General features: G+C 65.1%; 18 protein-coding genes. 13 read left to right on the top strand and 5 right to left on the bottom strand.

Annotated elements, in window-relative coordinates; genetic code table 11:
• Window positions 1-127: 127 nt before the first annotated feature.
• Entirely contained in the window at window positions 128-3,784 is a 3,657-nt protein-coding gene (gene otsB, locus MPSD_RS11245; RefSeq protein WP_086085738.1) for a trehalose-phosphatase, read from the bottom strand.
• A gap of 249 nt (window positions 3,785-4,033) precedes the next feature.
• On the opposite strand from otsB, the gene MPSD_RS28095 reads away from it, so the two are divergent.
• Entirely contained in the window at window positions 4,034-4,192 is a 159-nt protein-coding gene (locus MPSD_RS28095) for a hypothetical protein (RefSeq protein WP_167470887.1), read from the top strand.
• On the opposite strand, the gene MPSD_RS11240 is transcribed toward MPSD_RS28095, so the two are convergent.
• Window positions 4,193-5,395, bottom strand: coding sequence for an ISAs1-like element IS2404/ISMul1 family transposase (locus MPSD_RS11240; RefSeq protein ID WP_420811899.1), 1,203 nt, complete (start codon window positions 5,393-5,395; stop codon window positions 4,193-4,195).
• Window positions 5,396-5,611: 216 nt separating this feature from the next.
• Here MPSD_RS11240 and MPSD_RS11230 point away from each other — a divergent pair, with 216 nt between their 5' ends.
• Complete coding sequence (locus MPSD_RS11230; protein ID WP_036426695.1) at window positions 5,612-5,839, top strand: hypothetical protein; 228 nt, start codon at window positions 5,612-5,614, stop codon at window positions 5,837-5,839.
• A gap of 79 nt (window positions 5,840-5,918) precedes the next feature.
• Here MPSD_RS11230 and MPSD_RS11225 read toward each other — a convergent pair whose 3' ends face one another.
• Window positions 5,919-6,893, bottom strand: a complete 975-nt coding sequence (locus MPSD_RS11225) for a heme o synthase (RefSeq protein ID WP_084472605.1) — start codon at window positions 6,891-6,893, stop codon at window positions 5,919-5,921.
• A 287-nt stretch (window positions 6,894-7,180) separates the two neighbouring features.
• On the opposite strand from MPSD_RS11225, the gene tkt reads away from it, so the two are divergent.
• The 7 genes from tkt to MPSD_RS11190 all read left to right on the top strand — a co-directional run bounded on the left by tkt (window position 7,181) and on the right by MPSD_RS11190 (window position 15,513).
• Window positions 7,181-9,283 (top strand): transketolase, encoded by a 2,103-nt coding sequence (tkt, locus tag MPSD_RS11220; protein WP_020787811.1) that lies wholly within the window; start codon window positions 7,181-7,183, stop codon window positions 9,281-9,283.
• Window positions 9,284-9,298: 15 nt separating this feature from the next.
• Complete coding sequence (gene tal, locus MPSD_RS11215; protein WP_036426697.1) at window positions 9,299-10,420, top strand: transaldolase; 1,122 nt, start codon at window positions 9,299-9,301, stop codon at window positions 10,418-10,420.
• Window positions 10,417-11,970 (top strand): glucose-6-phosphate dehydrogenase, encoded by a 1,554-nt coding sequence (gene zwf / locus MPSD_RS11210; RefSeq protein ID WP_086085580.1) that lies wholly within the window; start codon window positions 10,417-10,419, stop codon window positions 11,968-11,970. The genes tal and zwf overlap by 4 nt, the downstream gene beginning before the upstream one ends.
• Window positions 11,971-12,019: 49 nt before the next feature.
• Window positions 12,020-12,931 (top strand): glucose-6-phosphate dehydrogenase assembly protein OpcA, encoded by a 912-nt coding sequence (gene opcA, locus MPSD_RS11205; protein WP_012394007.1) that lies wholly within the window; start codon window positions 12,020-12,022, stop codon window positions 12,929-12,931.
• The gene (gene pgl / locus MPSD_RS11200; protein WP_011739931.1) at window positions 12,928-13,671 is read left to right on the top strand and encodes a 6-phosphogluconolactonase; all 744 of its coding nucleotides are present in this window, start codon (window positions 12,928-12,930) and stop codon (window positions 13,669-13,671) included. The genes opcA and pgl overlap by 4 nt, the downstream gene beginning before the upstream one ends.
• 49 nt (window positions 13,672-13,720) lie before the next feature.
• The gene (locus tag MPSD_RS11195; protein ID WP_011739930.1) at window positions 13,721-14,119 is read left to right on the top strand and encodes a hypothetical protein; all 399 of its coding nucleotides are present in this window, start codon (window positions 13,721-13,723) and stop codon (window positions 14,117-14,119) included.
• A gap of 95 nt (window positions 14,120-14,214) precedes the next feature.
• Window positions 14,215-15,513 carry a PE family protein gene (locus MPSD_RS11190; protein ID WP_119571725.1) on the top strand — a complete coding sequence of 433 codons (1,299 nt, stop codon included), beginning with the start codon at window positions 14,215-14,217 and terminating at the stop codon, window positions 15,511-15,513.
• A 23-nt stretch (window positions 15,514-15,536) separates the two neighbouring features.
• On the opposite strand, the gene ppc is transcribed toward MPSD_RS11190, so the two are convergent.
• Window positions 15,537-18,344: a phosphoenolpyruvate carboxylase gene (gene ppc / locus MPSD_RS11185; RefSeq protein WP_036427397.1), complete on the bottom strand. Its 2,808-nt coding sequence runs from the start codon at window positions 18,342-18,344 to the stop codon at window positions 15,537-15,539.
• A gap of 69 nt (window positions 18,345-18,413) precedes the next feature.
• Between ppc and secG the strand changes: the two genes are divergently transcribed.
• Both secG and MPSD_RS11175 read left to right on the top strand, forming a co-directional pair.
• A complete protein-coding gene (gene secG, locus MPSD_RS11180; protein ID WP_011739926.1) occupies window positions 18,414-18,647 on the top strand; it encodes a preprotein translocase subunit SecG in 234 nt (77 codons plus the stop codon).
• Between the two features lie 157 nt (window positions 18,648-18,804).
• Window positions 18,805-19,149: a hypothetical protein gene (locus MPSD_RS11175; protein ID WP_011739925.1), complete on the top strand. Its 345-nt coding sequence runs from the start codon at window positions 18,805-18,807 to the stop codon at window positions 19,147-19,149.
• Between the two features lie 33 nt (window positions 19,150-19,182).
• Here MPSD_RS11175 and MPSD_RS11170 read toward each other — a convergent pair whose 3' ends face one another.
• A complete protein-coding gene (locus MPSD_RS11170; protein ID WP_020787817.1) occupies window positions 19,183-19,911 on the bottom strand; it encodes a GntR family transcriptional regulator in 729 nt (242 codons plus the stop codon).
• 231 nt (window positions 19,912-20,142) lie between these two features.
• Here MPSD_RS11170 and MPSD_RS11165 point away from each other — a divergent pair, with 231 nt between their 5' ends.
• Together MPSD_RS11165 and MPSD_RS11160 are read left to right on the top strand one after the other, a co-directional pair.
• The gene (locus tag MPSD_RS11165; protein WP_012394002.1) at window positions 20,143-21,531 is read left to right on the top strand and encodes an APC family permease; all 1,389 of its coding nucleotides are present in this window, start codon (window positions 20,143-20,145) and stop codon (window positions 21,529-21,531) included.
• Window positions 21,528-24,467, top strand: a complete 2,940-nt coding sequence (locus MPSD_RS11160) for an aminotransferase (RefSeq protein ID WP_086085583.1) — start codon at window positions 21,528-21,530, stop codon at window positions 24,465-24,467. Before MPSD_RS11165 ends, MPSD_RS11160 begins: the two co-directional genes overlap by 4 nt.

Below are 24,467 nucleotides of genomic sequence, written 5' to 3'. Positions count from 1 at the left end.
AGGACGATATTAAGTCACTTGGGCCAAATTCATCGGCTCTTTGTACTGCATAGAGCAGCTCGCGGGACACCGGCGCGACGGCGCCAGTGGAACAACGAGTTACGGCGCTGCCGGGGTTGACGGCCCGCTAGCTGAATCGAACGGTGCTTCCCGGCAACAGCCGCTCCACCCGTCCATGGCATTCCACTTCGACCGGCGGCACATCACGCGGCTCGACGCTGATCTCCGCACCCTTCCCACTTACCCTCAGATGTAGGTGGTTACCACGGTAGTGAATCGGAAATCCAAGTGCACCAAGGTATTCCGGCCAGTGCGGGGACAACACAATGCGATCGGCACGGATCTCCAGTCCGGTGAAGCAGCGTTGCACGAAGTCCACGCTGCCGGCCATCGCGGCCAGGTGGACGCCCTCCGCGGTGGTGCCGCCCTGGATGTCGGCAACGTCGGACTCGAGCACCTGCTGAAAGAACTCTAGGGCGCGATCCCGATTGGCGCGGGCCAGCACCCATCCGTGAACCGCGGCGCTCAGCGTCGACCCATGGGAAGTACGCGCCATGTAATAGTCCACCATCTCCGGGATCTGGTCCCGTTCCATGTGGTAGCCGAGCCGGTCCAGCAACTCCCCCAGTTCGTCCGCGGACAACAGATAGAGCAGCATCAGCGCGTCGGCCTGCTTGGACGCCCGATAGCGATTGACATCGTCGTCCTCGGCTTCAAGGATGCGGTCGAGCCGCTGGATGTTGCCGTATCGCTGCCGGTAGGCGTCCCAATCCAGTTCCGCCAACTGCTCATATCCGTCAAACTGGCTGATCACGCCGTCGTGGAACGGGACGAACATGCGCCGGCTCACGTGGTCCCACTGCGCCAGCTCCTCTTCGGTCAGTGCCAGCTTTTCGTACAAATCCAACCGGTTCGGCAGCGGCATCAGCAGCAGCGCGTCGATCGCCCGCAGGATCACCCAGGCCGCCATCACATTGGTGTACGCGTTGTCGTCCACGCCGTCGTAGGGCCGGTCGGGGTAACCGGAATGGAATTCATCGGGTCCGATGACGCCCTTGATGTGGTACCGATCGCGCTCGGCATCATAGGTCGCCCTACTCACCCAGAATCGGGCTATCTCGGCCATCATCTCGGTCCCGTAATCGATCATGAACGCGAGATCGCCGGTGACTTGGTAGAACTGCCAGACGTTGTATGCGACGGCGATGCCGATATGGTGCGCACGGTGGCTGGCATCGGGTATCCATCGGCCCGACCGCGGGTTCAGGTGCTGCTCGGGGCTTTCCTCTCGCCCGTCGCTGCCGGACTGCCACGGATACATCGCACCGCGGTAGCCGGCCAGTTTGGCCGCGCGCTGGGCCTCGAGCAGGCGCCGGTAGCGATACAGCAGCAGCGATCGGGTCACCGCGGGAAGGCGCAGGTTCAGCACCGGGAAGATGAACAGCTCGTCCCAGAAAATGTGTCCCCGGTAGGCCTCACCGTGCAGCCCGCGGGCTGGGACTCCGACATCGAGATCCGCACTGTTGTAGGACACCGTCTGCAGCAGGTGCAGCAGGTGCAGGCGCAATACGCGCAGTTCTTCGGTGTGGTTGGAGAATTCGATCGACAACCGTTCCCATAGATGCGACCAGGCAATCCGGTGGGCGTCACAAATCTCGGCAAACCGTCCCTGGCGACCGAGTCGGCGCTCGGCTCCGATGGCCGGGTGTGAGGTGGCCACATCAAGCCCGCTCACCAAGGTGACGATCTTCTCCACGGTCAACGGCTGGCCCAGTTTGGCCTCGGTGAAGATCTCGTGGCCGATTTCGAATTCCTCGTCGAGCAACCGGTACGTTGCCGCGACCGGCTCGTCCGCGCGCCACAGGCTGGTCCTGGCCGCCACCGCGACCGGGATCTTCGACTGCGTGGTCTCCACGGCCATCGACACCGAATTCTCAGACAGCACAGCCTTTTGCAGACCCTGCAGATGATTGCTGGCCAGATTTCGGTACCGCTCCACCCCGGAATTGCGGACGTTGCCGTCGATGGTGGACCGGATTTCGATCGTCCCCGACCAGTCGTGGCCGACGATGGTGGTTTGCAGCGCCGCCACATGCGCCTGGTTCATCGAAACGAAGCGGTGCTGGGTTACCGAACTGGTGCGCCCGGCGTCGTCACGGAAGGTCAGCTCCCGGGTCAGCACCGCACCGCGCAGGTCAAGCGTCTGACGGTAGGACAACAACGTCACCGCGTCGACGTCAAACCAGTCGCCGCCGTCGATCCGGAAGGTCAGTGGCAGCCAGTTGGGCAGGTTCACCAGGCTTTCGTGAGCTGTCCTGGTACCCCCGATCAGGTCGTCCAGCCGGTTGAACACGCCGCCGGCATATGTTCCCGGATAGTGGACCTGCCCCGCCTTCGATTCGGGTGCGGCACCGCGGGTGGCGAAGTAACCGTTGCCGACGGTGCACAGCGCTTCGCGCAGCTTCTCGTTGGGCGGATCGTAGCCTTCGAATGTGAAAGTCCAACCGCGCGACTGCGTCTCGTGCGCATGCGCCAGCCACCCGGCGCCGCGTCGAACGAAGTCACGGACTTCGTTTGGGTTGCGCAGCGTGAAGTTGGCGGCGGTGGGTCGGTCACCGTCCTCGTCGTGACGGACCACGATCCCCACGCCGCTGAACCGCAGCGCATCGAACGCGTCCTCATCGGTGAGGTCATCACCCACGTACATCGGCAGCACCCGCGAGTCTTCGAAGATGAGCGAGCGAATCCAGGCCAGCGCGGCACCCTTGTCCCAGTCGATGTCGGGTCGCAGCTCGACGACCTTGCGGCCACTGGTCACCCGAAGGCCATATTCGCGGCGGTATCGGTGGGTGGTCGCGATCACCTGGGCCACGTGCTCACGGGCGACATTGCGATAGTGCACCGCGACGCCAAAACGCTTGTGTTCGACACTCACGCCCGGGATCTGGGCCAGCTCGTGACGAAGGTCCTTGGCCGCACTCGCCAGCACGTCAACCGCGGCGGCGGCCGCCTCATGCTGGTGGTGAGTACCGTCAGGCGCGATCAGCTCGAAGCCGTGGCTGCCCGCGTACCAGATGCCCGGTACCCCTACCCGGTCGCGGATGTCGGTCAAATCGCGGCCGGACAGAATCGCGACCGGGCATTGGGTCGACAAGTGCGCCAGCGCCTCGGCGGCGCCATCGACCAGGGTGGCGGCATCGGGCTCCGACACGATTTCGGACAGCGTGCCGTCGTAGTCCATACAGACGAACAATTGCCGACCGGCGACCATCCCGATCACCTGACCGTAGGAATCCAGCGCGTTGGGGCACTGAGATAGGCGTTCGTCGCCGGTACGCACGGTGACTTCGGCAAGATCGGCAGCGACGACGTCCGCGCCGCGGCGCAGGAGTTCCTCGGCCCGCCCGTCCCGGTCAAATCCGATGACGAAGGCGAAGCCGCACTCGCGGGCAGCCTCCACCCCGCCATCCATGCCGGCCACGACTGCCAACCGTTGGACAGCGGCCCCCAACTTGGCGGCGGCAGCCGAGAGGCCGACGCAGTAGGGCTTCGCCCGCGAGGCTTCTGGCGGTGCACTGACTTGCTCTGGCTCGAACAACCCTGCCGCATCGAGCACTCGCACGCTCTCATCCGCGGGCGAATAGACGGCGGTTCCCACTCCGACCTGCCAGAGCTTTCGGGCCAGTGCGACGGTCGGCTCCCAGATCGACTGTTCGTGTCCGTCCCCGTCGAGGACGAAGATCACTCCATCGTGGCGACGCGGATCGATCGTGAACGACTTCATCTTGGCGATCCCCTAGCCCGAGTGTGTTGTCGCCCCATGGTCGCGCGCACCCGCAGCGAAATGAACGTCTTCGCACCCATCGGAGCACTTCGGCCAAGGATTGGTGACAAAAGTCCCGGCCGCTGACCCCATCCTGCTGGGCGCACAGCGCTACCCGGCCTAGTAAGCGCGCTACCTCCAACCCGCTAGTTGGCTCCCCGGGATGCAGGGCTCCGGCGTTGTTGATTAGCAGGCTTGTGAGCTGGGTTGATGATCTTTGGTGCCGCGCTATTGGGGCCGGAGTGTAGGCACGGGCTATCTGGAGAACGATCGAGTTGGTTACTGTTCGTCGTTGGTCTGGAGTTGCCCGTGCCTACCGTTTCAGTATTGCCTGTGTCGTCGGTTCCAGCAGGGCTCCGGCGTTGTTGATTAGCAGGCTTGTGAGCTGGGGGATTGTGGATTGAGGAGGTCTAGGCGGCGGTTGGCGGTCAAAGCGGTGATCCGGCAGGCTTCGGCGATGTTGTCGGCGCCGTTGAGGCGGTGCAGATTGATCGCGGTGTTGCGTAGCGTTGCTAGGACCTGTGCGCCGTTTCCGGTATGTGCCCTTTGACGGTCTTCGTCGAAGGTGACGTCGCGTATCCAGTGCAGGCTGTTCTCGATTCCCCAGTGTTGACGCATCCAGGTCATGATCGCGGTAGGGCGGGCGTGCTCGAACGGCAGGCTGCAGATGGCATAGACCACCTCCACGCTGCGCTGGTCGGTGGCGGTGATCAAGCGTTCACGAGTGATCCGGATGATTTGTTTTGCGTAGGGGAAGCCGATTCCTCGTGCAGCGGTGATGATTTGCGGGGTGCGGGTCTCGACACGGCCGTGGCCGCGGGAGTCGTCGGTAGCGGCTGCGGGCACCTCGGCCCAGGGCAGCGCGGTGATACGCGCAAGTATTTTGGCTTGGTTGGACTTGACGATCATCAGGTAGTGCGACTTCAAGGTGGCGCAGATCAACTTCGCGGTGACGACCTGGGTATGCATCGCATCCACGGTGACCAGCCACCGCAAGCTACCCGGCAGCAGCGTGAGCAGGGCACGTACGCAGGGAATTTCATTGCTTTTCTCGGCGACAGCGAGTTGACCGAGCACCAATCGGGCACGGTGGGCGAACACCGACACGAGATGCGTGGCTGTCGCTTTGGCGCGTAAAGCACCACGCAGCATCTTGCCGTCCAACGCGATCGGCACCAATCCACTGGGGTCGCTGCTGGCCACGTGTGCAGTGAAGTAACTGCCCATCCTGGCGTTGAGGTCGGCGGGGTCTAGCCGAGACAAAACAGCGCGGAAGGTCTTCTCACTGGGCCGCCGGAACCGGACCCCTAATTGGGCCAACACATCATCGGGAGCGGTGGCCGCCCATGTGGCAAAACCAGCATAGCCGCGCATCCCCGCGGCAGTGGCCAGAACCGCGATCGCCAACAAAGCCATCAGCGAATACCTCCGACCGCGTGGGCCCCTCGGGTCTGGCACCGAGGCCAACACATCGAGAAACTCCGATCCGATGAGCTCGCTGCGCTCACCAGGACTCCAGCAGTCGAACACCTCTGGAACCGACGACACAGGCAGTACTGAAACGGTAGGCACGGGCAACTCCAGACCAACGACGAACAGTAACCAACTCGATCGTTCTCCAGATAGCCCGTGCCTACACTCCGGCCCCAATAGCGCGGCACCAAAGATCATCAACCCAGCTCACAAGCCTGCTAATCAACAACGCCGGAGCCCTGCGGGTCACCTGAACAGCCGGGATGCCAAGAAGCGGCCCTGGGTGAATTACATACCCAACTCAAAAAAGTTGGTGTGACGCTGAAGACCACCGTTCTGACGAAGGCATGGCCGAAGTTTTTCCCCCATGTGTCGCAATCCGCGATCGCGAACGGCTTCTACGACGATCTGGAGTCGCTGCAAGGCCAGGGTGACATTTTCTACCTCGGCGGCGCCCCGGGTTTCGAGAGTCTCGAGCACACGATCACCTATAGCTACGGGCTGGTCGACCAGCATTTCCCGGCAATCCGCTCGGGCAGCTAGCGATCGATCACCGAAAGGCAGCGGGAAATACCGGTTGAGATTCACCACGCCGGGCCGGTGCCACCGGTGCGCTGCACGGTTAGCCGAGCAGCGTCGGCAGCCCGATCGCCGAGTCGACGGCCAGCGCGCAGAACACCAACGCCAGGTAGTTGTTGGATTGCAGGAACAACCGCAGCGGCTTGACCGCCTCGCCGGCGCGCACTCCGGCGTAGAGCTGATGCGCCATGGTCAAAAACCACGCCCCCGCCACCGCGGCAACCGCCGCGTAAAGCCACCCAGCCGCCGGCGTCAGCGCCAACGTTGCCAACACGGTCAGCCAGGTATAGATCAGGATCTGCTTGGTTACCTGACGTTCGGTCGCCACGGCCGGCAGCATCGGCACGCCGGCCTCTTTGTAGTCGTCCTTGTACCGCATCGCCAACGCCCAGGTATGCGGCGGCGTCCAGAAGAAGATGATCGCGAACATCGCCAGCGCCGGCCAGGCGAGGGTGCCCGTGACCGCGGACCAACCGATCATCACCGGCATGCACCCGGCGGCCCCGCCCCACACCACGTTTTGCGACGTGCGGCGCTTGAGCAACAGCGTGTAGATGAACACGTAGAACGCCACGGTGGCCAGGGCCAACAGCCCGGACAACAGATTGGCACTCAACCACAGCCAGAAGAACGAAATCACGGTCAGCGCCAAACCGAAGATCAGCGCGCTTCTGGTCGGCACCGCGGCTCGTGCGAGCGGGCGGCGCGCCGTGCGCTTCATCACCTTGTCGATATCGGCGTCGGCCACACAGTTGAGCGTGTTGGCGCCGGCGGCAGCCATCATGCCGCCGATCAGCGTGTTCGCGATGATCAACCGATGAACGGCACCGCGGTCGGCCAGCAGCATCGCCGGGATCGCGGTAACCAACAACAGTTCGATGACCCGCGGCTTGGTCAACGCCAGATAGGCCAGCACCGTACCGAGCACGCGGCTCCTCCACGTGCCGGTACCCGGCTCGCTACGCTGCCGGGCGGTGCCAGCTACCTGGCCCGGCGCGACGCGCCCGTGAACGCTCACGCAATAACTCCTCGAGGATTCGCAGCCGCGCACAGCTTCTACTACGCACGATGGTAGACGGCACCACCACAGCAGCACTGCCGCAGGGTCGATTCACAGTAATTTCCCCGCCAGAACGGCACTGTCTGTAACGCCGCTGTGGCCGGCAGGATATTTTCACTGTGCTTATCCGAGCTTTTCCTGACAGGCCCGATGGGTACTCCAGATCGAGGCCTGCAACCACCTGCAATCCCACACTAGGGTGGGGTTGATCAGTTTGATGACCCTGAGAACTGAGGACTGTATTTGTGACCACTCTCGAAGAGATCTCTGCGCTCACCCAACCGCGCCATCCCGACGACTGGACCGAGATCGATTCGGCTGCGGTTGACACGGCCCGAGTGCTGGCAGCCGACGCCGTGCAAAAGGTCGGCAATGGACACCCGGGAACGGCGATGAGCCTGGCCCCGCTGGCCTACACGTTGTTTCAGCGCGCGATGCGCCACGACCCCAGCGACACCACTTGGTTGGGCCGGGACCGGTTCGTCCTGTCCTGCGGACACAGCAGCCTGACCCTCTACATACAGCTCTACCTGGGCGGCTTCGGGCTTGAATTGTCCGACATCGAGTCGCTGCGCACCTGGGGGTCCAAGACTCCCGGGCATCCCGAGTTCCGCCACACCGCCGGGGTGGAGATCACCACGGGTCCGCTGGGCCAGGGCCTGGCTTCAGCGGTGGGCATGGCCATGGCGGCACGCTATGAGCGTGGCCTGTTCGACCCCGACGCCAAACCCGGAACCAGCCCCTTCGACCATCACATTTACGTGATCGCCTCCGACGGTGACATCGAAGAGGGAGTCACCTCCGAGGCGTCGTCTCTTGCGGCCGTTCAACAGCTGGGCAACCTCATCGTCTTCTACGACCACAACAAGATCTCGATCGAGGACGACACCAACATCGCGCTGTGCGAAGACACCGCTGCTCGCTACCGCGCCTACGGCTGGCACGTGCAAGAGGTGGAGGGCGGCGAGAACGTCACCGGCATCGAGGAGGCGATCGCCAACGCGAAGGCGGTCACCGATCGGCCCTCGTTCATCTCGCTGCGCACCATCATCGGCTACCCGGCGCCGAACATGATGAACACGGGCAAGGTGCATGGTGCGGCGCTTGGTGACGAGGAAGTGGCGGCCGTCAAGACAGTCCTCGGATTCGATCCCAACAAGGCGTTCGAAGTGCGCGAAGACGTCATCACGCACACCCGCGGGTTGGTGGCGCGCGGCAAGGAGGCGCACGAAAGCTGGCAGGCCGACTTTGAGGCCTGGGCGCAGCGGGAACCGCAGCGCAAGGCCTTGCTGGACCGTCTGACGGCCCAGCAGCTGCCCGACGGCTGGGATGCCGACATGCCGCGCTGGGAGCCCGGTTCCAAAGCACTGGCCACGCGGGCAGCGTCCGGACAGGTGCTGGCCGCGATCGGCCCCAAACTCCCCGAGTTGTGGGGCGGTTCGGCTGACCTTGCCGGCAGCAACAACACCACCATCAAGGGCGCGGACTCATTCGGCCCGCCAGCGATCTCTACCGATGACTACACCGCGCACTGGTACGGCCGCACGCTGCACTTCGGTGTTCGCGAGCACGCGGTGGGCGCCATCCTCTCCGGGATCGCGCTGCACGGACCCACCCGCGCCTACGGTGGCACGTTCCTGCAGTTCTCCGATTACATGCGCCCGGCAGTGCGGCTGGCGGCACTGATGGACATCGACCCCATTTACGTCTGGACCCACGATTCGATCGGACTGGGTGAAGACGGCCCGACCCACCAGCCGATCGAGCACCTTTCGGCGTTGCGCGCGATCCCCCGGCTCGCGGTGGTGCGCCCGGCCGACGCCAATGAGACGGCGTACGCCTGGAGCACGATCCTGGCCCGGGGCGCCACCAGCGGTCCGGTCGGGCTGATCCTGACCCGGCAGGGTGTGCCGGTGCTAGCGGGCACCAACGCCGAGGGCGTTGCCCGCGGTGGCTACGTGCTCAGCGATGGCGCCGATGGTGACTCGTCCGAAGACCCCGACGTCGTTTTGATCGCCACCGGTTCCGAGGTGCAGCTTGCGGTCGAAGCACGGAAGTTGTTGGCGGATAACGACATCATCGCGCGAGTGGTATCGATGCCGTGCGTGGAGTGGTTTGAGTCCCAGCCTGAGGAATACCGCGACAGCGTGTTGCCGCCGTCGGTTTCGGCCCGGGTGGCCGTCGAGGCCGGCATCGCACAGTGCTGGCACAAGCTGGTCGGTGACACCGGCAAGATCGTTTCGATCGAGCACTACGGAGAGTCCGCCGACTACAAGACATTGTTCCGCGAGTACGGCTTTACCGCCGAAGCTGTTGCCGCTGCCGCGGAACGAGCATTGGAAAATTGAGAAAGGGTGGTTCAGATGGCCAGTCAGAACCCAAACCTCGCCGCACTCAGTGCCGCGGGCGTATCAGTGTGGCTCGATGACTTGTCCCGCGACCGGTTGCGCTCAGGCAACCTGCAAGAGCTGATCGACACCAAGAGTGTCGTCGGCGTGACCACCAACCCGTCCATCTTCCAGAAGGCGTTGTCGGAAGGCCACGACTACGACGCCCAGGTTGCCGACCTCGCCGAACGCGGCGCCCATGTCGACGCCACCATCCGCACCGTCACCACCGACGACGTGCGCAACGCCTGCGATGTGCTGGCCCCCCGGTGGGAGGCCTCCGGGGGGGTCGACGGGCGGGTGTCGATCGAGGTCGACCCGCGGCTGGCGCACGAGACCGACAAGACAATCCAGCAGGCTGTCGAGCTGTGGAAGATTGTCGACCGGCCCAACTTGCTCATCAAGATCCCGGCGACCAAGGCCGGCTTGCCGGCTATTGCCGCCGTTCTGGCCGAAGGTATCTCGGTCAACGTCACGCTCATCTTCTCCGTCGACCGCCACCGCGGGGTGATGGATGCCTACTTGACCGGTATGGAGAAGGCCGCCCAAGCCGGACACGATCTATCCAAGATTCATTCGGTGGCATCGTTTTTCGTCTCCCGCGTGGATACCGAAATCGATAACCGACTGGAACAGATCGGCTCCGCGGAGGCTCTCGCGTTGCGCGGTCAGGCCGGTGTCGCCAACGCCCGACTCGCCTACGCGGCCTATCAAGAGGTGTTCGAAGGCGATGCGCGCTACCAAGCGCTCAAGGAACGTGGTGCCCGGGTGCAGCGCCCCCTGTGGGCGTCCACGGGCGTGAAGAACCCCGACTACTCCGACACCCTCTACGTCACCGAGTTGGTTGCACCGCACACGGTCAACACGATGCCGGAGAAGACCCTCGACGCTGTCGCCGATCACGGTGTGGTCAAGGGAGACTCGATCACTGGCACTTCCGGCGATGCCCAACAGGTATTCGACAAGCTCGAGGCGATCGGCATCGATCTGTCCGACGTGTTTGACGTGCTGGAGAGCGAAGGCGTGGAGAAGTTCGAGGCGTCGTGGAAAGAGCTGCTTGATGCAACGCAGGCGCAGCTCGACGCGCTCGCCAAATGAGCTCGCCTCACTCTGAGTCCGGGGTCGCGCAGTGGCAGAACCCATTGCGCGACAAGCTGGATAAGCGTCTGCCTCGCATCGCCGGTTCTTGCGGCATGGTGATTTTCGGTGTTACCGGCGACCTGGCCCGCAAGAAGGTGATGCCGGCCATCTACGATCTGGCCAACCGCGGGCTGCTACCACCTACGTTTGCACTGGTCGGCTTCGCCCGCCGGGACTGGGATACCGAAGATTTCGGCCAGGTGGTCTACCAAGCGGTCAAGGAGCACTGCCGAACCCCGTTCCGGCAGGCGAACTGGGACCGGCTGGCCGAGGGATTCCGTTTCGTCTCAGGATCTTTCGACGACGACGAAGCGTTCGGCCGGTTGGCCGAGACATTGGAGAAGCTCGACACCGAGCGCGGCACCGGCGGCAATCATGCCTTTTACCTCGCGATTCCGCCCAAGTCCTTTCCCGTGGTCTGCGGCCAACTGCACAAATCCGGGCTGGCGCGCCCGCAGGGCGACAGGTGGAGCCGGGTCGTCATCGAAAAGCCGTTCGGCCACGATCTGCAAAGCGCGCGCGACCTGAACAGGGCGGTCAATGCGGTGTTCCCGGAGGAATCGGTCTTCCGCATCGACCACTACCTGGGCAAGGAGACGGTTCAGAACATCTTGGCGCTGCGGTTCGCCAACCAGCTGTTTGATCCGATCTGGAACGCGCACTACGTCGACCACGTGCAAATCACCATGGCCGAGGACATCGGACTGGGCGGACGCGCCGGTTATTACGACGGCATCGGCGCGGCCCGCGATGTCATTCAGAACCACCTGATGCAGTTGTTGGCGCTGACCGCAATGGAAGAACCGGTCAGCTTCAATCCGACCGCCCTGCAGACCGAGAAAATCAAGGTGCTCTCCGCCACTCAACTTGCCGAGCCGCTCGACGAGACCACCAGCCGCGGCCAGTACACGGCCGGTTGGCAGGGCGGCGAGAAAGTGGTCGGTTTGCTCGACGAGGAGGGGTTTTCCAAGACCTCGACCACCGAGACCTTCGCGGCCATCACGCTCGAGGTGAACAGTCGCCGCTGGGCCGGCGTTCCGTTCTATCTTCGCACCGGAAAACGGCTGGGCCGCAGGGTAACCGAGATCGCACTGGTGTTCAAGCGGGCTCCGCACCTTCCGTTCGATGCCACCATGACCGATGAGTTGGGCACCAACGCGCTGGTGATCCGCGTTCAGCCGGATGAGGGAATGACGCTGCGGTTCGGTTCGAAGGTGCCGGGCAGCGCGATGGAAGTCCGCGACGTCAACATGGACTTCTCGTATGGCTCAGCGTTCGCCGAGGACTCGCCGGAGGCCTATGAACGGTTGATCCTTGATGTGCTGCTCGGCGAACCGTCCCTTTTCCCGGTCAACGCGGAAGTCGAATTGGCTTGGGAGATCCTGGATCCGGCGCTGGATAATTGGGCGTCCAGCGGCAAGCCCGACCCCTACGAAGCCGGCACCTGGGGCCCGGAATCGGCATTCGAGATGCTGCGACGCACCGGCCGGGAATGGCGACGGCCGTGATCCCCGCCAGCGACGATGCAGAGCGAAGCGATGAGAAGGAGCGGCGCAGATGATCGTCGACCTGCCCGACACCACCACCACCGCGGTCAACAAGAAGCTCGATGAGCTTCGCGAAAAGATCGGTGCCGTCACGATGGGGCGGGTCTTGACGCTGATCATCGTGCCGGACAGCGAGACCATGGTCGAAGAGTCCATCGACGCGGCCAACGATGCCAGCCATGAACATCCCAGTCGCATCATCGTGACGATGAGGGGCGACCCATACGCCGACGAACCGCGTCTGGACGCACAATTGCGCGCGGGTGGGGACGCCGGGTCCGGCGAGGTCGTGGTGCTGCGGCTATCCGGGCCGCTGGCCGGCCATGCCGAAAGCGTCGTCACCCCGTTCCTGCTGCCCGACATCCCGGTGGTTGCCTGGTGGCCTGACATCGCCCCGGCCGTGCCTGCGCAAGATCCACTGGGCAAGTTGGCGATTCGGCGCATCACCGATGCGACCAACGGGATCGACCCACTGTCGGCGATCAAGAGCCGGTTGCCCGGATACACCGCGGGCGACACCGATCTGGCCTGGAGTCGGATCACCTATTGGCGGGCGCTGTTGACCTCGGCCGTCGATCAGCCGCCGCACGAGCCGATCGTGTCCGCGCTGGTTTCCGGATTGCGGACCGAGCCGGCGCTCGACATCCTGGCCGGCTGGCTGGCCAGCCGGATCGACGGTCCGGTGCGCCGCGCGGTGGGCGAGCTCCGAGTGGAGTTGGAGCGCCCCAGCGAAAACATCGTGCTCAGCCGGCCGCAAGAAGGGATCACCGCAACCCTGAGCCGCACCGCCAAGCCCGATGCCCTGGTTCCGTTGGCGCGCAGGGTCGTCGGGGAGTGTCTGGCCGAAGATCTGCGCCGGCTCGACGCCGACGAGATCTACTTCGCCGCCCTGGAGGGCATCAAGAAAGTGCAATACGTGTGAGCCTGGACGTCGAGATCTTCCCTGACAGCGACATGCTGATCGGAGCCGCTGGACAACGCCTGATCCAGACCATCGGCAGCGCGGTGGCCGAGCGTGGACAAGCCCTGATCGTGCTGACCGGCGGCGGCAACGGTATTGGGCTGCTGCGGTATCTGGGCAGTCAAGGCCCGCAGATCGACTGGTCCAAGGTTCATCTGTTCTGGGGCGACGACCGCTACGTTCCCGAGGATGACGACGAGCGCAACGACAAGCAGGCGCGCGAGGCATTGCTCGATCACGTTGACATACCGGCGAGCCAGGTGCACCCGATGGCCGCCAGCGACGGCGAGTTCGGCGCCGACCTGGACGCCGCGGCCCTGGCCTACGAACAGGTACTGGCGGCCAGTGCAGTCCCCGGAAACCGGGCGCCGGACTTCGATGTGCACCTTTTGGGCATGGGGCCAGAGGGCCATATCAATTCGCTTTTCCCGGGCACTCAGGCCGTGCGTGAGACCACCCGTCTGGTGGTCCCGGTCGGCGACTCCCCCAAACCACCGCCACAACGAATCACCCTGACGCTTCCGGCAATTCAGCGTTCACGCGAAGTCTGGTTGATGGTTTCCGGTGGGACCAAAGCGGAGGCGGTGGCCGCTGCCATCGGCGGTGCGGACCCGGTGTTGTTGCCGGCGGCGGGTGCCATCGGGCGCGAAAGCACGCGCTGGCTGCTGGACCGCGATGCCGCGGCCAGGCTGCCTGGCTGACATCAGGGCTGTCGCCGCACGGTGAGTTATCCCTTGTCAAGGGGTGATAATGACCGTTATGGCAGATAGAGGCGGCCGCCCGACGCCAGCTCGACAGCGGATGAAGACCCTGACCCAGGCGGCGTTGAACGCCGACAAGACGGTGGAACAGGTCGAAGACGTACTCGACGGATTGGGTAAGACCATGAACGAGCTGAACAGCTCGTTGTCGGCCCTCAACGCCACGGTCGAACGCCTGGAGGGCGGCCTGGATCACCTGGAGGGCACGCTGTCCAGCCTGGACGAGCTGGCCAAGCGCCTCATCGTGCTGGTGGAACCGGTGGAGGCCATCGTCGATCGGATCGACTACATCGTCAGCCTGGGGGAAACGGTGATGTCCCCGCTGTCGATCACCGAGCACACCGTTCGTGGATTCCTGGACAAGCTGCGGAATAGAACAGCGTACTAGAACGCCCGTCCAGGTTTGGGCCGTTCCGGCAAATTAGTGCGGACCGGTCACGACAATTCGGCATTTGGCCGGGAAAAACCGCATACACTGCGGCGATGTCGGCAGTACTAGTGGTGGCCCCGGAGGCGTTGAGCGCGGCGGCAGCGAACATAGCGGGAATCGGTTCGTCACTGGGTGCGGCCAATGCGGCCGCGGTGACCCCGACCACCACGGTGCTGGCCGCTGGCACCGACGAGGTCTCGGGGGCCATCGCAACCCTGTTCTGCGGCTACGCCCGCGACTACCAAAACCTCAGCACCCAGCTGGCCGACTTTCACCAGCAGTTCCTGCAGGCCCTGACCGGAAGCGCAAACTCCTACACGGCCGCCGAAGCCGCCAACACCAACCCATTACAAGCCCTCGAACAGCAACTACTCGCCGCGATCAACGCACCCACCCAAACCCTGCTGGGCCGCCCCCTGATCGGCAACGGCGCCAACGGGGCGCCCGGCCAAAACGGCGCCGACGGCGGACTGCTGTGGGGCACCGGCGGCACCGGCGACGCCACCCACCCGGCCGGCGGCAACGGCGGCAACGCCGGACTGATCGGCAACGGCGGCGCCGGCGGCACCGGCTACAGCCCGGCCACCGGCACCGGCGCCGGCGGCGGAGCGGGCGGCAGCGGCGGACGCGGCGGCTTCTTTTTCGGCAGTGGCGGCGCCGGCGGGGACGGCGGTGCCGGCGCTGGCGGCACCAGCCCTGGGGGCCAAAGCGCCGGCGCGGGTGGCAACGGCGGCAGCGGCGGTGCAACGGGGCTGTGCGGCACTGGCGGCGCCGGCGGCAAAGGCGGGTCGTCAGGCGCTACCGCTAGCCTCGGCGGGATCGGGGGCAGCGGCGGCGCCGGTGGTGACGGCGGGTGGATGTACGGCGACGGTGGGGCGGGCGGCGCTGGCGGCAAAGGCGGCACGGGCGGTCAGGGCTTGGGCATCGGCGGCATCGGCGGCATCGGCGGCGACGGCGGCGGCGGGGGCGATGGAGGCGCGGGCGGCAATGGCGGCTGGGTGGTCGGCAACGGCGGCATTGCCGGCGCGGGCGGCCACGGCGGCACTGCGGGCTCCGGCGGCCAGTCCAGCGGCAACGCCGATGGCGGTGACGGCGGCAACGGCGGAGCCGGCGGCACCGGCGGACGGCTGCTCGGCAGTGCCGGTGACGGCGGCGGCGGCGGAGATGGCGGCTTGTCCGTTGGCCCCCACAGCGGCCGCGGCGCGGGTGGCGGTGGCGGTGGCGGCGGTAGCGCGCTGCTGATCGGGAACGGGGGCAATGGCGGGGCCGGTGGCACCGGCTTACCGGAGGGAACCGGCGGCAACGGCGGCACCGGCGGACTGCTCTTCGGCACACCCGGGATGCACGGGTAGCCGTCCAGGGCGGCCAGCCGCGATCAGCCGCTGTTTCTTAGCGCGCTGGCCAGCCCGTTCATCGTCAGCAGAATGCCGCGCAGCACGGATTCGTCGTCCTCACCGCTGCGGTAACGGCGGAGCAGTTCGACTTGAAGGTGGTTGAGCGGTTCCAAGTAGGGGAACCGGTTGAACACCGAGCGCGCCAGGGCCGGGTTGTCGGCAAGTAGGTCGTCTTGTCCGGTGATTCGCTTGTACATGGCGATGGTGCGGTGGTGCTCGTCGGCGATTTTGTCGAACACCCGGCGCCGCAGCGTTTCGTCGGCCACCAGTTCGGAGTAGCGGGCCGCCAGTTCCAGGTCGCTCTTGGCCATCACCTGCGCCATGTTGGACAGCACGCTGCGGAAAAACGGCCACCGCTGATACAGGTCGTGCAGCACCTGCAGCCGGTCGGCCTCACTTTCGGGACCCGCCGCTAGCCATTGCTCGAATGCCGAGCCAGTGCCGTACCAGCCGGGAAGCATCACCCGCGACTGGCTCCAAGCCAGCACCCACGGGATGGCCCGCAGGTCGGCGATGGAAGCGGTGGGTTTGCGCGAGGTCGGCCGGCTGCCGATGTTCAGCGCCCCGATTTCGCTGACTGGGGTGGAAGCCTTGAAGTACTCGACGAAACCCGGTGTCTCGTGCACCAATTCGGCGTAGGCACGTTGCGCCAATGCCGCCACCTCGTCGAGCACCGCATAGGCCGGCGCCGCCGTATCGCCCAACCCCTCGACGTCCAGCAGCGTCGACTCCAGGGTGGCGGCCAGCAGGCTCTCCAGATTGCGTCGGGCCATCTGCGGTTCGGCGTACTTGGCGGCGATCACTTCACCCTGTTCGGTGAGCCGCAACGATCCGCTTACCGCACCCGGCGGCTGCGCCAGGATGGCCTGGTAGCTGGGTCCGCCACCGCGGCCGACCGTGCCGCCACGGCCATGGAAGAGCCGCAGCCGGATTCCGGTCTTGCGCGCCGTCTCCACCAGCGCGAGTTCGGCTCGATACACCGCCCAGTTGGCGGCCAGATACCCGCCGTCCTTGTTCGAGTCCGAGTAGCCGAGCATCACCTCCTGGCAACCACCCCGGGCCGTCACCAAAGCGCGATAGAGCGGAAGATCCAACATCGCTTGCAGAATGGCCGCCCCGTTGTGCAGGTCCTCGATCGTCTCGAACAGCGGCGAGATACCCACCGGGCAATAGGGTTCCGACTCGGAAGCGTCCAGTAGGCCGACCTCTTTGAGCAGGACCGCGGCTTCCAGCATGTCCGATACCGACCGGCACATCGAGATGATGTAGTTGGGCACCGCGGCGGGACCAAAGGTCCAGACGGCGTGGGCGGCGGCCGCCAGAACGCCCAGTTCGCTGCGAGCCAAATCGGAAAGCTGCGCGCCATCGCGGATCAGCGGCCGGCGGGTGCTCAGTTCGGCCGCCAACAGCTCGACCCGCTCCGCTTCGGCCAGCGAGGTGTAGTCCGGGTGCACGCCCGCCCACGCGAGCAGCTCTCCGACCACCTGCTCGTGGACGTCGGAGTTCTGTCGCATGTCCAGGCCGGAGAGATGAAATCCGAAGACCCGCACCGCTTCACGCAGCCGGGCCAGCCGGTCGTCGGCCAACAACCCGGCGCCGTGGTTATGCAGTGAGGCATCGATGGTGTCCAGATCGGCCCGCAGTTCGGCCGCGGTGGCATATGGCGGCAAGCCCAACTCCAGCGTGTGCTGCGGTTGCTGGTCCAGGATTTCGGCCGCGGTGGCGCTGAGCCGGCCGCGCACGACCTGCAAGGCGCGCCGGTACGGCTCGTCGGGGCGGGCACCCGCCGGACAGGCATCGGCCAGCGTGGCCAATTCGGGGGTGACGGTGATCAGTCGCGCCGACATCGAAAGCTCCTGCGCAAGTGCCGTCAGTTCGGCCAGGTAGTGCGCCAGCGCGGTGAAAGCGGCACTGCCGGTGGCCAGCCGAACCACCTCGGCGGTGACGTTCGGGTTTCCGTCCCGGTCCCCGCCGATCCACGAGCCCGGCCGCAAAATGGGTTCGGAAAGCAGGTCGGCATCGGGCCAGCGGGCTCGCAACGCATCCCGCACCTCGGCATTCACCTGCGGAATCACCTCGAAGAGCGCCGCCGGGTAGTACCGCAACCCGACCTCGATCTCGTCGGAGATCTGTAACCGAAACAGCCGGATCAGCGCGGTCTGCCACAACCTCAAGACCTGCCGACGCAATTCGACTTCGATGCCGCGCCCGTCGTCGGTTTCGGTGTGGCCTTCCGCGTGCAACCGCATCAACTGGGTGATCCGGTGCTGGGTCTCGAAAATGGTGCGCCGCCGGGTCTCGGTCGGATGGGCGGTGATGACCGGAGACACTAGTGCGCCCTTCAGCGCTTCGGCGATGGTTGCCGAATCCAACTGGGCCGCGTCAAGTTTCATGTACGTGGCGGCCAGACTGCTGTCCTGCGGCGGCTCACCGGCGGCGACGTGAATGCTGCGACGGCGCTCCCGGTGGATGTCTTCGGCCACATTGGCCAGCAACGCGAAGTGACTGAACGCACGGATGATCGGGATGGCGTGGTGGATGTCGATGCCCTCGAACATGCGCGCCATCTCGGCGCGGTCGATCTCGGAGTGCCGCACCCGAAAGGCCTCCACCCGCGCCCGCTCCACCAACTCGAAGACCTCGTCACCGTTTTGCTCACGGACGGTATCCCCGAGGATGGCGCCCAGCAGTCTGATGTCGGCTCGCATTGGTTCGGTAGCCTCGCGGCCAATCCGGGTCCGGTGGACGTCGCCAATGGGCTCGAGTGCGGTATCGGACACCTCAACCATGTGTCCCAGTATCAAGGACCAACTCGCCCGGCGCCTGTTGTCGATCGGTTGTTCGGTAGGCTGCTGGTCATGGAGTTGGCCCTGCAGATCACCTTGGTGATCACCAGTGTGCTGGTGGTGTTGCTGGTGCTGCTGCACCGCGCGAAGGGTGGCGGCCTGTCAACGCTGTTCGGCGGCGGTGTGCAGTCCTCGCTGTCCGGGTCCACCGTGGTGGAGAAGAATCTCGACCGGTTGACCCTGTTCATCACCGGGATCTGGCTGGTATCGATCGTCGGCGTGGCATTGCTGATCAAGTACCGCTGACGCGGCACACCTCGGTGAGCTATCCCCACCAACCGGCGCCGTACCCGCATGATCGCCCCCACATCAGGCTTATCCGCCCGCACCGCACGGCTACGTCCAGCCGAGCCCGGGTTCCGGCGGAATCGCGGTAACGACTCAGTACTTCCCGCTGGGGTTCATGTTGGCGCTGTTCAAGCCCAAGATTTTCATCAATGGCTTCGAGGTACCGGTTGCCGGTTGGGGTCGTACGGTCGTGCCCGTGCAACCGGGACGGCACCGGGTGCACGTGCATGTGCCCTACTGGTTGCCGTCGCAGATCGGGCCGGCGGACACCCTGGTGGATGTCTACCCTGGGCACTTGGCCGAATTGGAGTACAAGGCGCCGGTTTGGGGGTACAGCGCCGGGTCGCTGGGCACCCCGCCGCAAAGCTACAACGGCGTCGGAATCACCATCGCCGTGCTCACGATCGTCGCGGCCTTGGTGTTCGTACTGCCGATCATCGTGGCGTTGTTTCTGGCCTGACTCAGCGGACCCGCAGCACTGCAGCCGCTGCAGTCAGCTGGCGACAATCCGGATCAGGACGTCGCGGTTGATCCGAAGATGTTCGGAGATTAGCTGCGTCGAACGTTGCTCGTCGCGGTCGCGAAGCGCCTCATACATTGCTTTGTGCTCACCGAATGCCTTTGCCGCATCGGTCTTGTACTCGCCCTCGCTAGCCTCGAGAATGGCCAGCGCATAGAGCATCTCGGCCTCGATCGCCGCAAAAAAGCGATCCACGCGCGGGCTGTCGAGGAGGCCGATGATTGCCGCGTGGAAGTCAAGGTCAGACTTGACGATCAGCCCGGAATCGGTCCCCCGCGAGGCCTGCTCCAGCCGGCCAAGCGCCTCGGCCAGGCGGTGGAATCGGTACCCGGAATCCACCTCGCCTGCCCTACACCACCGTTTTGCGGCATCGAGTTCGAGGACCTCGCGCGACCGGTACATATCGGTGATGTCTTCAGCACTGAAGTCGACCACGGTCGAGCCCTTGTGCCGCTGATGGCGAACCAGCCCGTTGGACTCCAATACCCGAAGCGCATCTCGAACCGTGCGACGAGACACCTGATACCGGTCGGCAATCAATTCTTCGCGCAGCGGCGCACCGCGCTTTGCCTCGCCGGACAGGATCGACTCCTGGATCAGATCCGCGACCTGTTCGCCGATGGTGCCGCGCGCCGGTAACCGCCCGCACGTCTGATCTGGACTATCCGCCCTTGGGATCACCACCGCTTCTTCCTCGAGCATTCGTCGTTTCAAAACATTGTTACCACGACGGTTTACACCGCCAATGAGCACGCGCCCGGCGGCCGGCCGAAGTCTTCGGTTCGCGCTTACCGAGATCGGCGCGTATCGTCTACCGACGAATCGTGTTATTGTGATATTGGTGATCAATCTTTCCTCGCAAATCTACACACCTCTAGGTGGGAGGCCAAGCATGCAAGACGGTTCGACGCAGTTGATCAGACCGGTGCCATCGTGAGTCAGCCCACAGGCGAACCACGGCTGCGCCGGGCGTTGGGCGTGGCCGGGCTGGTTGCATTCGGCTTGGCCTACATCGACCCGCTCGCCATGTTCGACACATTCGGCGTCGTCAGCCAAACGACGCACGGCCACGTGCCTACCGCCTACGTCGTGACATTTGTTGCGATGCTGTTCACCGCCGCAAGCTACGCCGTGCTCGTCCACGCCTACCCCAGCGCCGGGAGCGCCTACACTTTCGCGCGCCGCTCCTTCGGCGGCAACGTCGGCTTTCTGACCGGCTGGGCATTGATGCTCGACTACCTGCTGTTGCCCCTGGTCAACTACCTATTGATCGGGATCTACCTCAACGCGCAGTTCCCCGCCGTCCCGGCGCCCGTCTTCTGCTTGGCCGCAATCGCCTTGGTCACCACCGTCAACATTGTCGGCGTCGTCATCATGAACCGCCTCAACTTCGCGCTCGTCGGTTTGCAGCTGGCGTTCGTCCTGGTCTTCATCACGGTGTCGCTGCTGTACCTGCGCGACCACCCGGACGCGTCGCTGCTACAGCCGCTCTACAGCGCCGGATTCCGCGGCGGAGACATCCTCGGCGGGGCGGCCGTCGTCGCCTTGAGCTTCGTTGGGTTCGACGCGGTGTCAACGATGGCTGAGGAGGCGCGCAACCCGCGCCGCACGGTTCCGCTGGCGATCATCCTCACGGTGCTCATCGGCGGTGCGACCTTCTTGTCAGTCTCCTACTGTGCCACCCTGGTCGAGCCGGACTACCGCGCAATCACCACGCCAAACTCGGCCGCATTGCAGATTGTCGTCTCCGCCGGCGGCCATTCGCTGCAAACATTTTTTATCATCGCCTACATGTGCGCCTGCAGCGCCGCCGCGCTGTCATCGCAAGTCAGCGTCACCCGCATCCTCTACGCCATGGGACGCGACGGTGTGTTGCCCCGTGCGGTGTTTGGCCGGATCAGCCGACGATTCCGCACCCCGATCGGAGCGGCGCTGGTCGTCTCGGCAGTCTCCACGCTGGCGCTGATCGCGGACCTCGAGACGATGGCGTCGATCGTCAGTTTCGGCGCATTGGCCGCCTTCACCCTGGTACATCTCGCGGTCACCAAACACTTCCTGATCGATCAGCGCCGGCGCGGCTGGCGAAGCTGGGCGCTGTACGCAGCTATGCCTGCCGTCGGTGTGGTCCTCACGGGCTGGCTTTGGACCAGCCTGTCCGTCGGTGCCTTTGCCATCGGGTTTGCCTGGCTCGGGATCGGAACCAGCTACCTGGCCGTACTGACGCGCGGATTTCGCAAGCCAGCACCGGCGGTGGATTTCGACGCCGACGCCGCGCCCATCCAGACCGAAATTGATCTCACCAAAGAAGGGACCCTGCAGTGAAACCCGTGAAAGCCGCGACGGGCTTCGACTTCTTCGCGCACCCGGAACTGCCGGGGCCGCCGGTCAACGAACGCGATGCCGAGAAGTTTGTCGTCGAGAACTACGAAATCAGCGCTTGCGCCAGGAGTCTGGGAAGCCAGCAGGACGCCAACTTCTTGATGACAGATCCCCACGGCAACACGGTCGGGGTGCTCAAGGTGGCCAACGCGGTGTTCAGCACCGAAGAGATCGACGCCCAGGTCGAAGCCGTTGAATGGGTGGCCGAACGCGACAGCGCACTACGACTCCCCCGCGCCATCCCGGACCGCCGGGGCCAGCGCCACGCTCCCATGTCGATCGGGCAGGAAATGCTGGGAGTGGCCCGCCTGCTGACCTTCCTACCGGGCGGCGCCATGTCGCAGTCCGGATACCTCGCACCGAAGATTCTCGCCGGGATGGGCAATGTGACGGGTCGTGTCAGCCGGGCGCTTGCCTCATTCGAGCATCCTGGGTTGGATCGCGTGCTGCAGTGGGATCCACGCTTCGCGAGCGAGTCCGTCGATGCCCTCATCGGGCATGTAGCCGAACCCGCGGAGGCTCACCGCCTAGCGGTCGCCACCGCCACGGCGGTCAACAGCCTGCAGCGCCTTGACCCACAACTGCCGCGACAGGCCGTTCATCTCGATATCGCCGACACCAACATGGTGGGGTCCCCGGGCAGCGACGGTCGCCGCCACCCCGATGGCGTCATCGACTTCGGCGACCTGACCAAGACCTGGGCGATCGCCGAGCTTGCCACCACCGTGGCCTCCTGCCTGTACCACGCGGGCGCCGAGCCGGCCACCATTCTTCCGGTCGTCGCCGCCTTCCACGCCATTCGTCCCCTCAGCGGCGACGAGATCGAAGCGCTGTGGCCCATGGTGATCGCGCGGGCTGCCGTGCTACTGGTCAGCGACCTGCAACAGATCGCCATCGACCCCGGCAACGAATACGCCGCCAACACCGTCCAACGCGAACGGGTCATCCTCGACCAGGCTCTGCTGGTGCCGGCCCCGGTGATGACCGGCCTCATCCGCGACCGGCTCGGCATCGCGCAACCGCAGCACCACCCGCTCCCCAAACCGCACCGACCGATCATCGATATCGACCCAAAGTCCATTGTGAGATTGGACTTTTCCGTGGAGTCCGACGCGGCGAACCGGGGCGCCTGGCTCGATGGCGCCCTCGCCCACGAGCTGGCAGACTCCGCACTTTCATCCAACGCACTCGCCGCAGCGACGCGCTACGCGGCCACCCGCGCGGATTACATCGCACCGTTGCACCCACGAAGCAGCCCCACCATCGCCACCGGCATCGATTTCTGGCTACGCGAAGACACGGAGCTCGTTGCCCCGTGGGCCGGGGACGTCGTCGCCAGCACCGGGGCCATCACCCTACGCACCGACTCCCATGAGCTGCAGCTCACCGGCGCAGAGCCGGTGCCGACTAGCGGCCAGCGGGTCCAAGCGGGCCAGCCCTGGGCCAAAGCCCCCTTTGGCCAACGCATTCACCTCGCGCTACGCCCGACCGACGCGCCCACCGCGCCCCACACGGTACGTCCCGAGTACGCACCTGGCTGGTTGGCCGTCACCGAAGATCCGGCCGCGCTGCTGGGCTTGGAGCCAGCCCCCTCTGATGGGCTCGACGTGCTGGAACGGCGCGCCGCCACATTCGCCGAAGTGCAGGAGCACTATTACGACGACCCGCCTCAGATCGAACGAGGCTGGCGGCACTACTTGCTGTCCACGGCGGGGCGAAGCTATCTGGACATGGTCAACAACGTCACCGTTCTGGGACATGCCCACCCAGGTGTGGCCGCGGCGGCGGCGCGCCAACTGGAGCGGCTCAACACCAACTCGCGATTCAACTACGCGGTGGTGGTCGAGTTCTGCGAACGACTTACCCAGCTGCTGCCGGATCCCCTCGACACCGTATTCCTGGTCAACTCCGGTTCGAAGGCCGGCGACCTCGCATTGCGGCTGGCGATGGCGGCCACCGGCCGGCGCGATGTCGTCGCGGTCGGCGAGGCGTATCACGGCTGGACCTACGCCACCGACGCGGTATCCACGTCGACCGCGGACAACCCCAACGCGTTGAACACCCGCCCGGACTGGGTGCACACCGTGGAGTCCCCGAACAGTTTCCGCGGAAAGTACCGCGGTGCCGGGGCGTCCCAGTACGCCCACGACGCCGTCGCCGCCATCGAGGACCTGGTGCAGTCGGGCCGTGCGCCCGCGGCATTTATCGCCGAAACCGTCTATGGCAGCGCCGGAGGGATGGCACTTCCCGATGGATATCTGGACGCGGTATACACCGCCATTCGTGCCGCGGGCGGCCTGACCATCGCCGATGAGGTCCAGGTCGGGTACGGCAGGCTCGGCAAGTGGTTCTGGGGATTCGAGCAACAAGGCGTTGTGCCCGATATCGTGGCGATCGCCAAAGCGACGGGCAACGGTCATCCCGTCGGCGCCGTCATCACCAGCAAGGCCATCGCGCAGCGATTCCGTTCGCAGGGCTACTTCTTCTCGTCCACGGGTGGCAGCCCGCTGTCGAGCGCAATCGGGATCGCGGTACTCGACGCCCTGAAAAGCGAACGGCTACAACACTATGCCCTGGCCGTCGGCAGTCACCTGATCGCCCGGATACGCAAGCTGGCCACCAAACACCCGCTGATCGGTACCGTCCACGGTTTCGGCCTCTACATCGGCGTCGAGATGGTCCGCGACCGCAAGACACTGGAGCCAGCGGCCGAAGAGACCGCTGCCATCTGCGACCGGATGCTCGAACTCGGAGTCATCATCCAACCAACCGGCGAGCGGATGAACATTCTGAAGACCAAGCCACCGCTGTGCATCGACATGACCGCGGCGGACTACTTCGCCGATACGCTGGACCGAGTGCTCACCGAGGGTTGGTGA

The organism is Mycobacterium pseudoshottsii JCM 15466, from assembly GCF_003584745.1.
GTDB lineage: Bacteria > Actinomycetota > Actinomycetes > Mycobacteriales > Mycobacteriaceae > Mycobacterium > Mycobacterium marinum.
Note: the sequence above shows the minus strand (reverse complement) of the source record. Positions and strands in the feature narration are given on the sequence as shown.

Coding starts and splice junctions, on each gene's coding strand:
- MPSD_RS11175 (WP_011739925.1), top strand. CDS start 18,805: ATGTTGGCGCTGTTCAAGCCCAAGATTTTCATCAATGGCTTCGAGGTA.
- opcA (WP_012394007.1), top strand. CDS start 12,020: ATGATCGTCGACCTGCCCGACACCACCACCACCGCGGTCAACAAGAAG.
- secG (WP_011739926.1), top strand. CDS start 18,414: ATGGAGTTGGCCCTGCAGATCACCTTGGTGATCACCAGTGTGCTGGTG.
- tal (WP_036426697.1), top strand. CDS start 9,299: ATGGCCAGTCAGAACCCAAACCTCGCCGCACTCAGTGCCGCGGGCGTA.
- MPSD_RS28095 (WP_167470887.1), top strand. CDS start 4,034: ATGATCTTTGGTGCCGCGCTATTGGGGCCGGAGTGTAGGCACGGGCTA.
- MPSD_RS11195 (WP_011739930.1), top strand. CDS start 13,721: ATGACCGTTATGGCAGATAGAGGCGGCCGCCCGACGCCAGCTCGACAG.
- MPSD_RS11170 (WP_020787817.1), bottom strand. CDS start 19,911: ATGCTCGAGGAAGAAGCGGTGGTGATCCCAAGGGCGGATAGTCCAGAT.
- ppc (WP_036427397.1), bottom strand. CDS start 18,344: ATGGTTGAGGTGTCCGATACCGCACTCGAGCCCATTGGCGACGTCCAC.
- zwf (WP_086085580.1), top strand. CDS start 10,417: ATGAGCTCGCCTCACTCTGAGTCCGGGGTCGCGCAGTGGCAGAACCCA.
- otsB (WP_086085738.1), bottom strand. CDS start 3,784: ATGAAGTCGTTCACGATCGATCCGCGTCGCCACGATGGAGTGATCTTC.
- MPSD_RS11190 (WP_119571725.1), top strand. CDS start 14,215: ATGTCGGCAGTACTAGTGGTGGCCCCGGAGGCGTTGAGCGCGGCGGCA.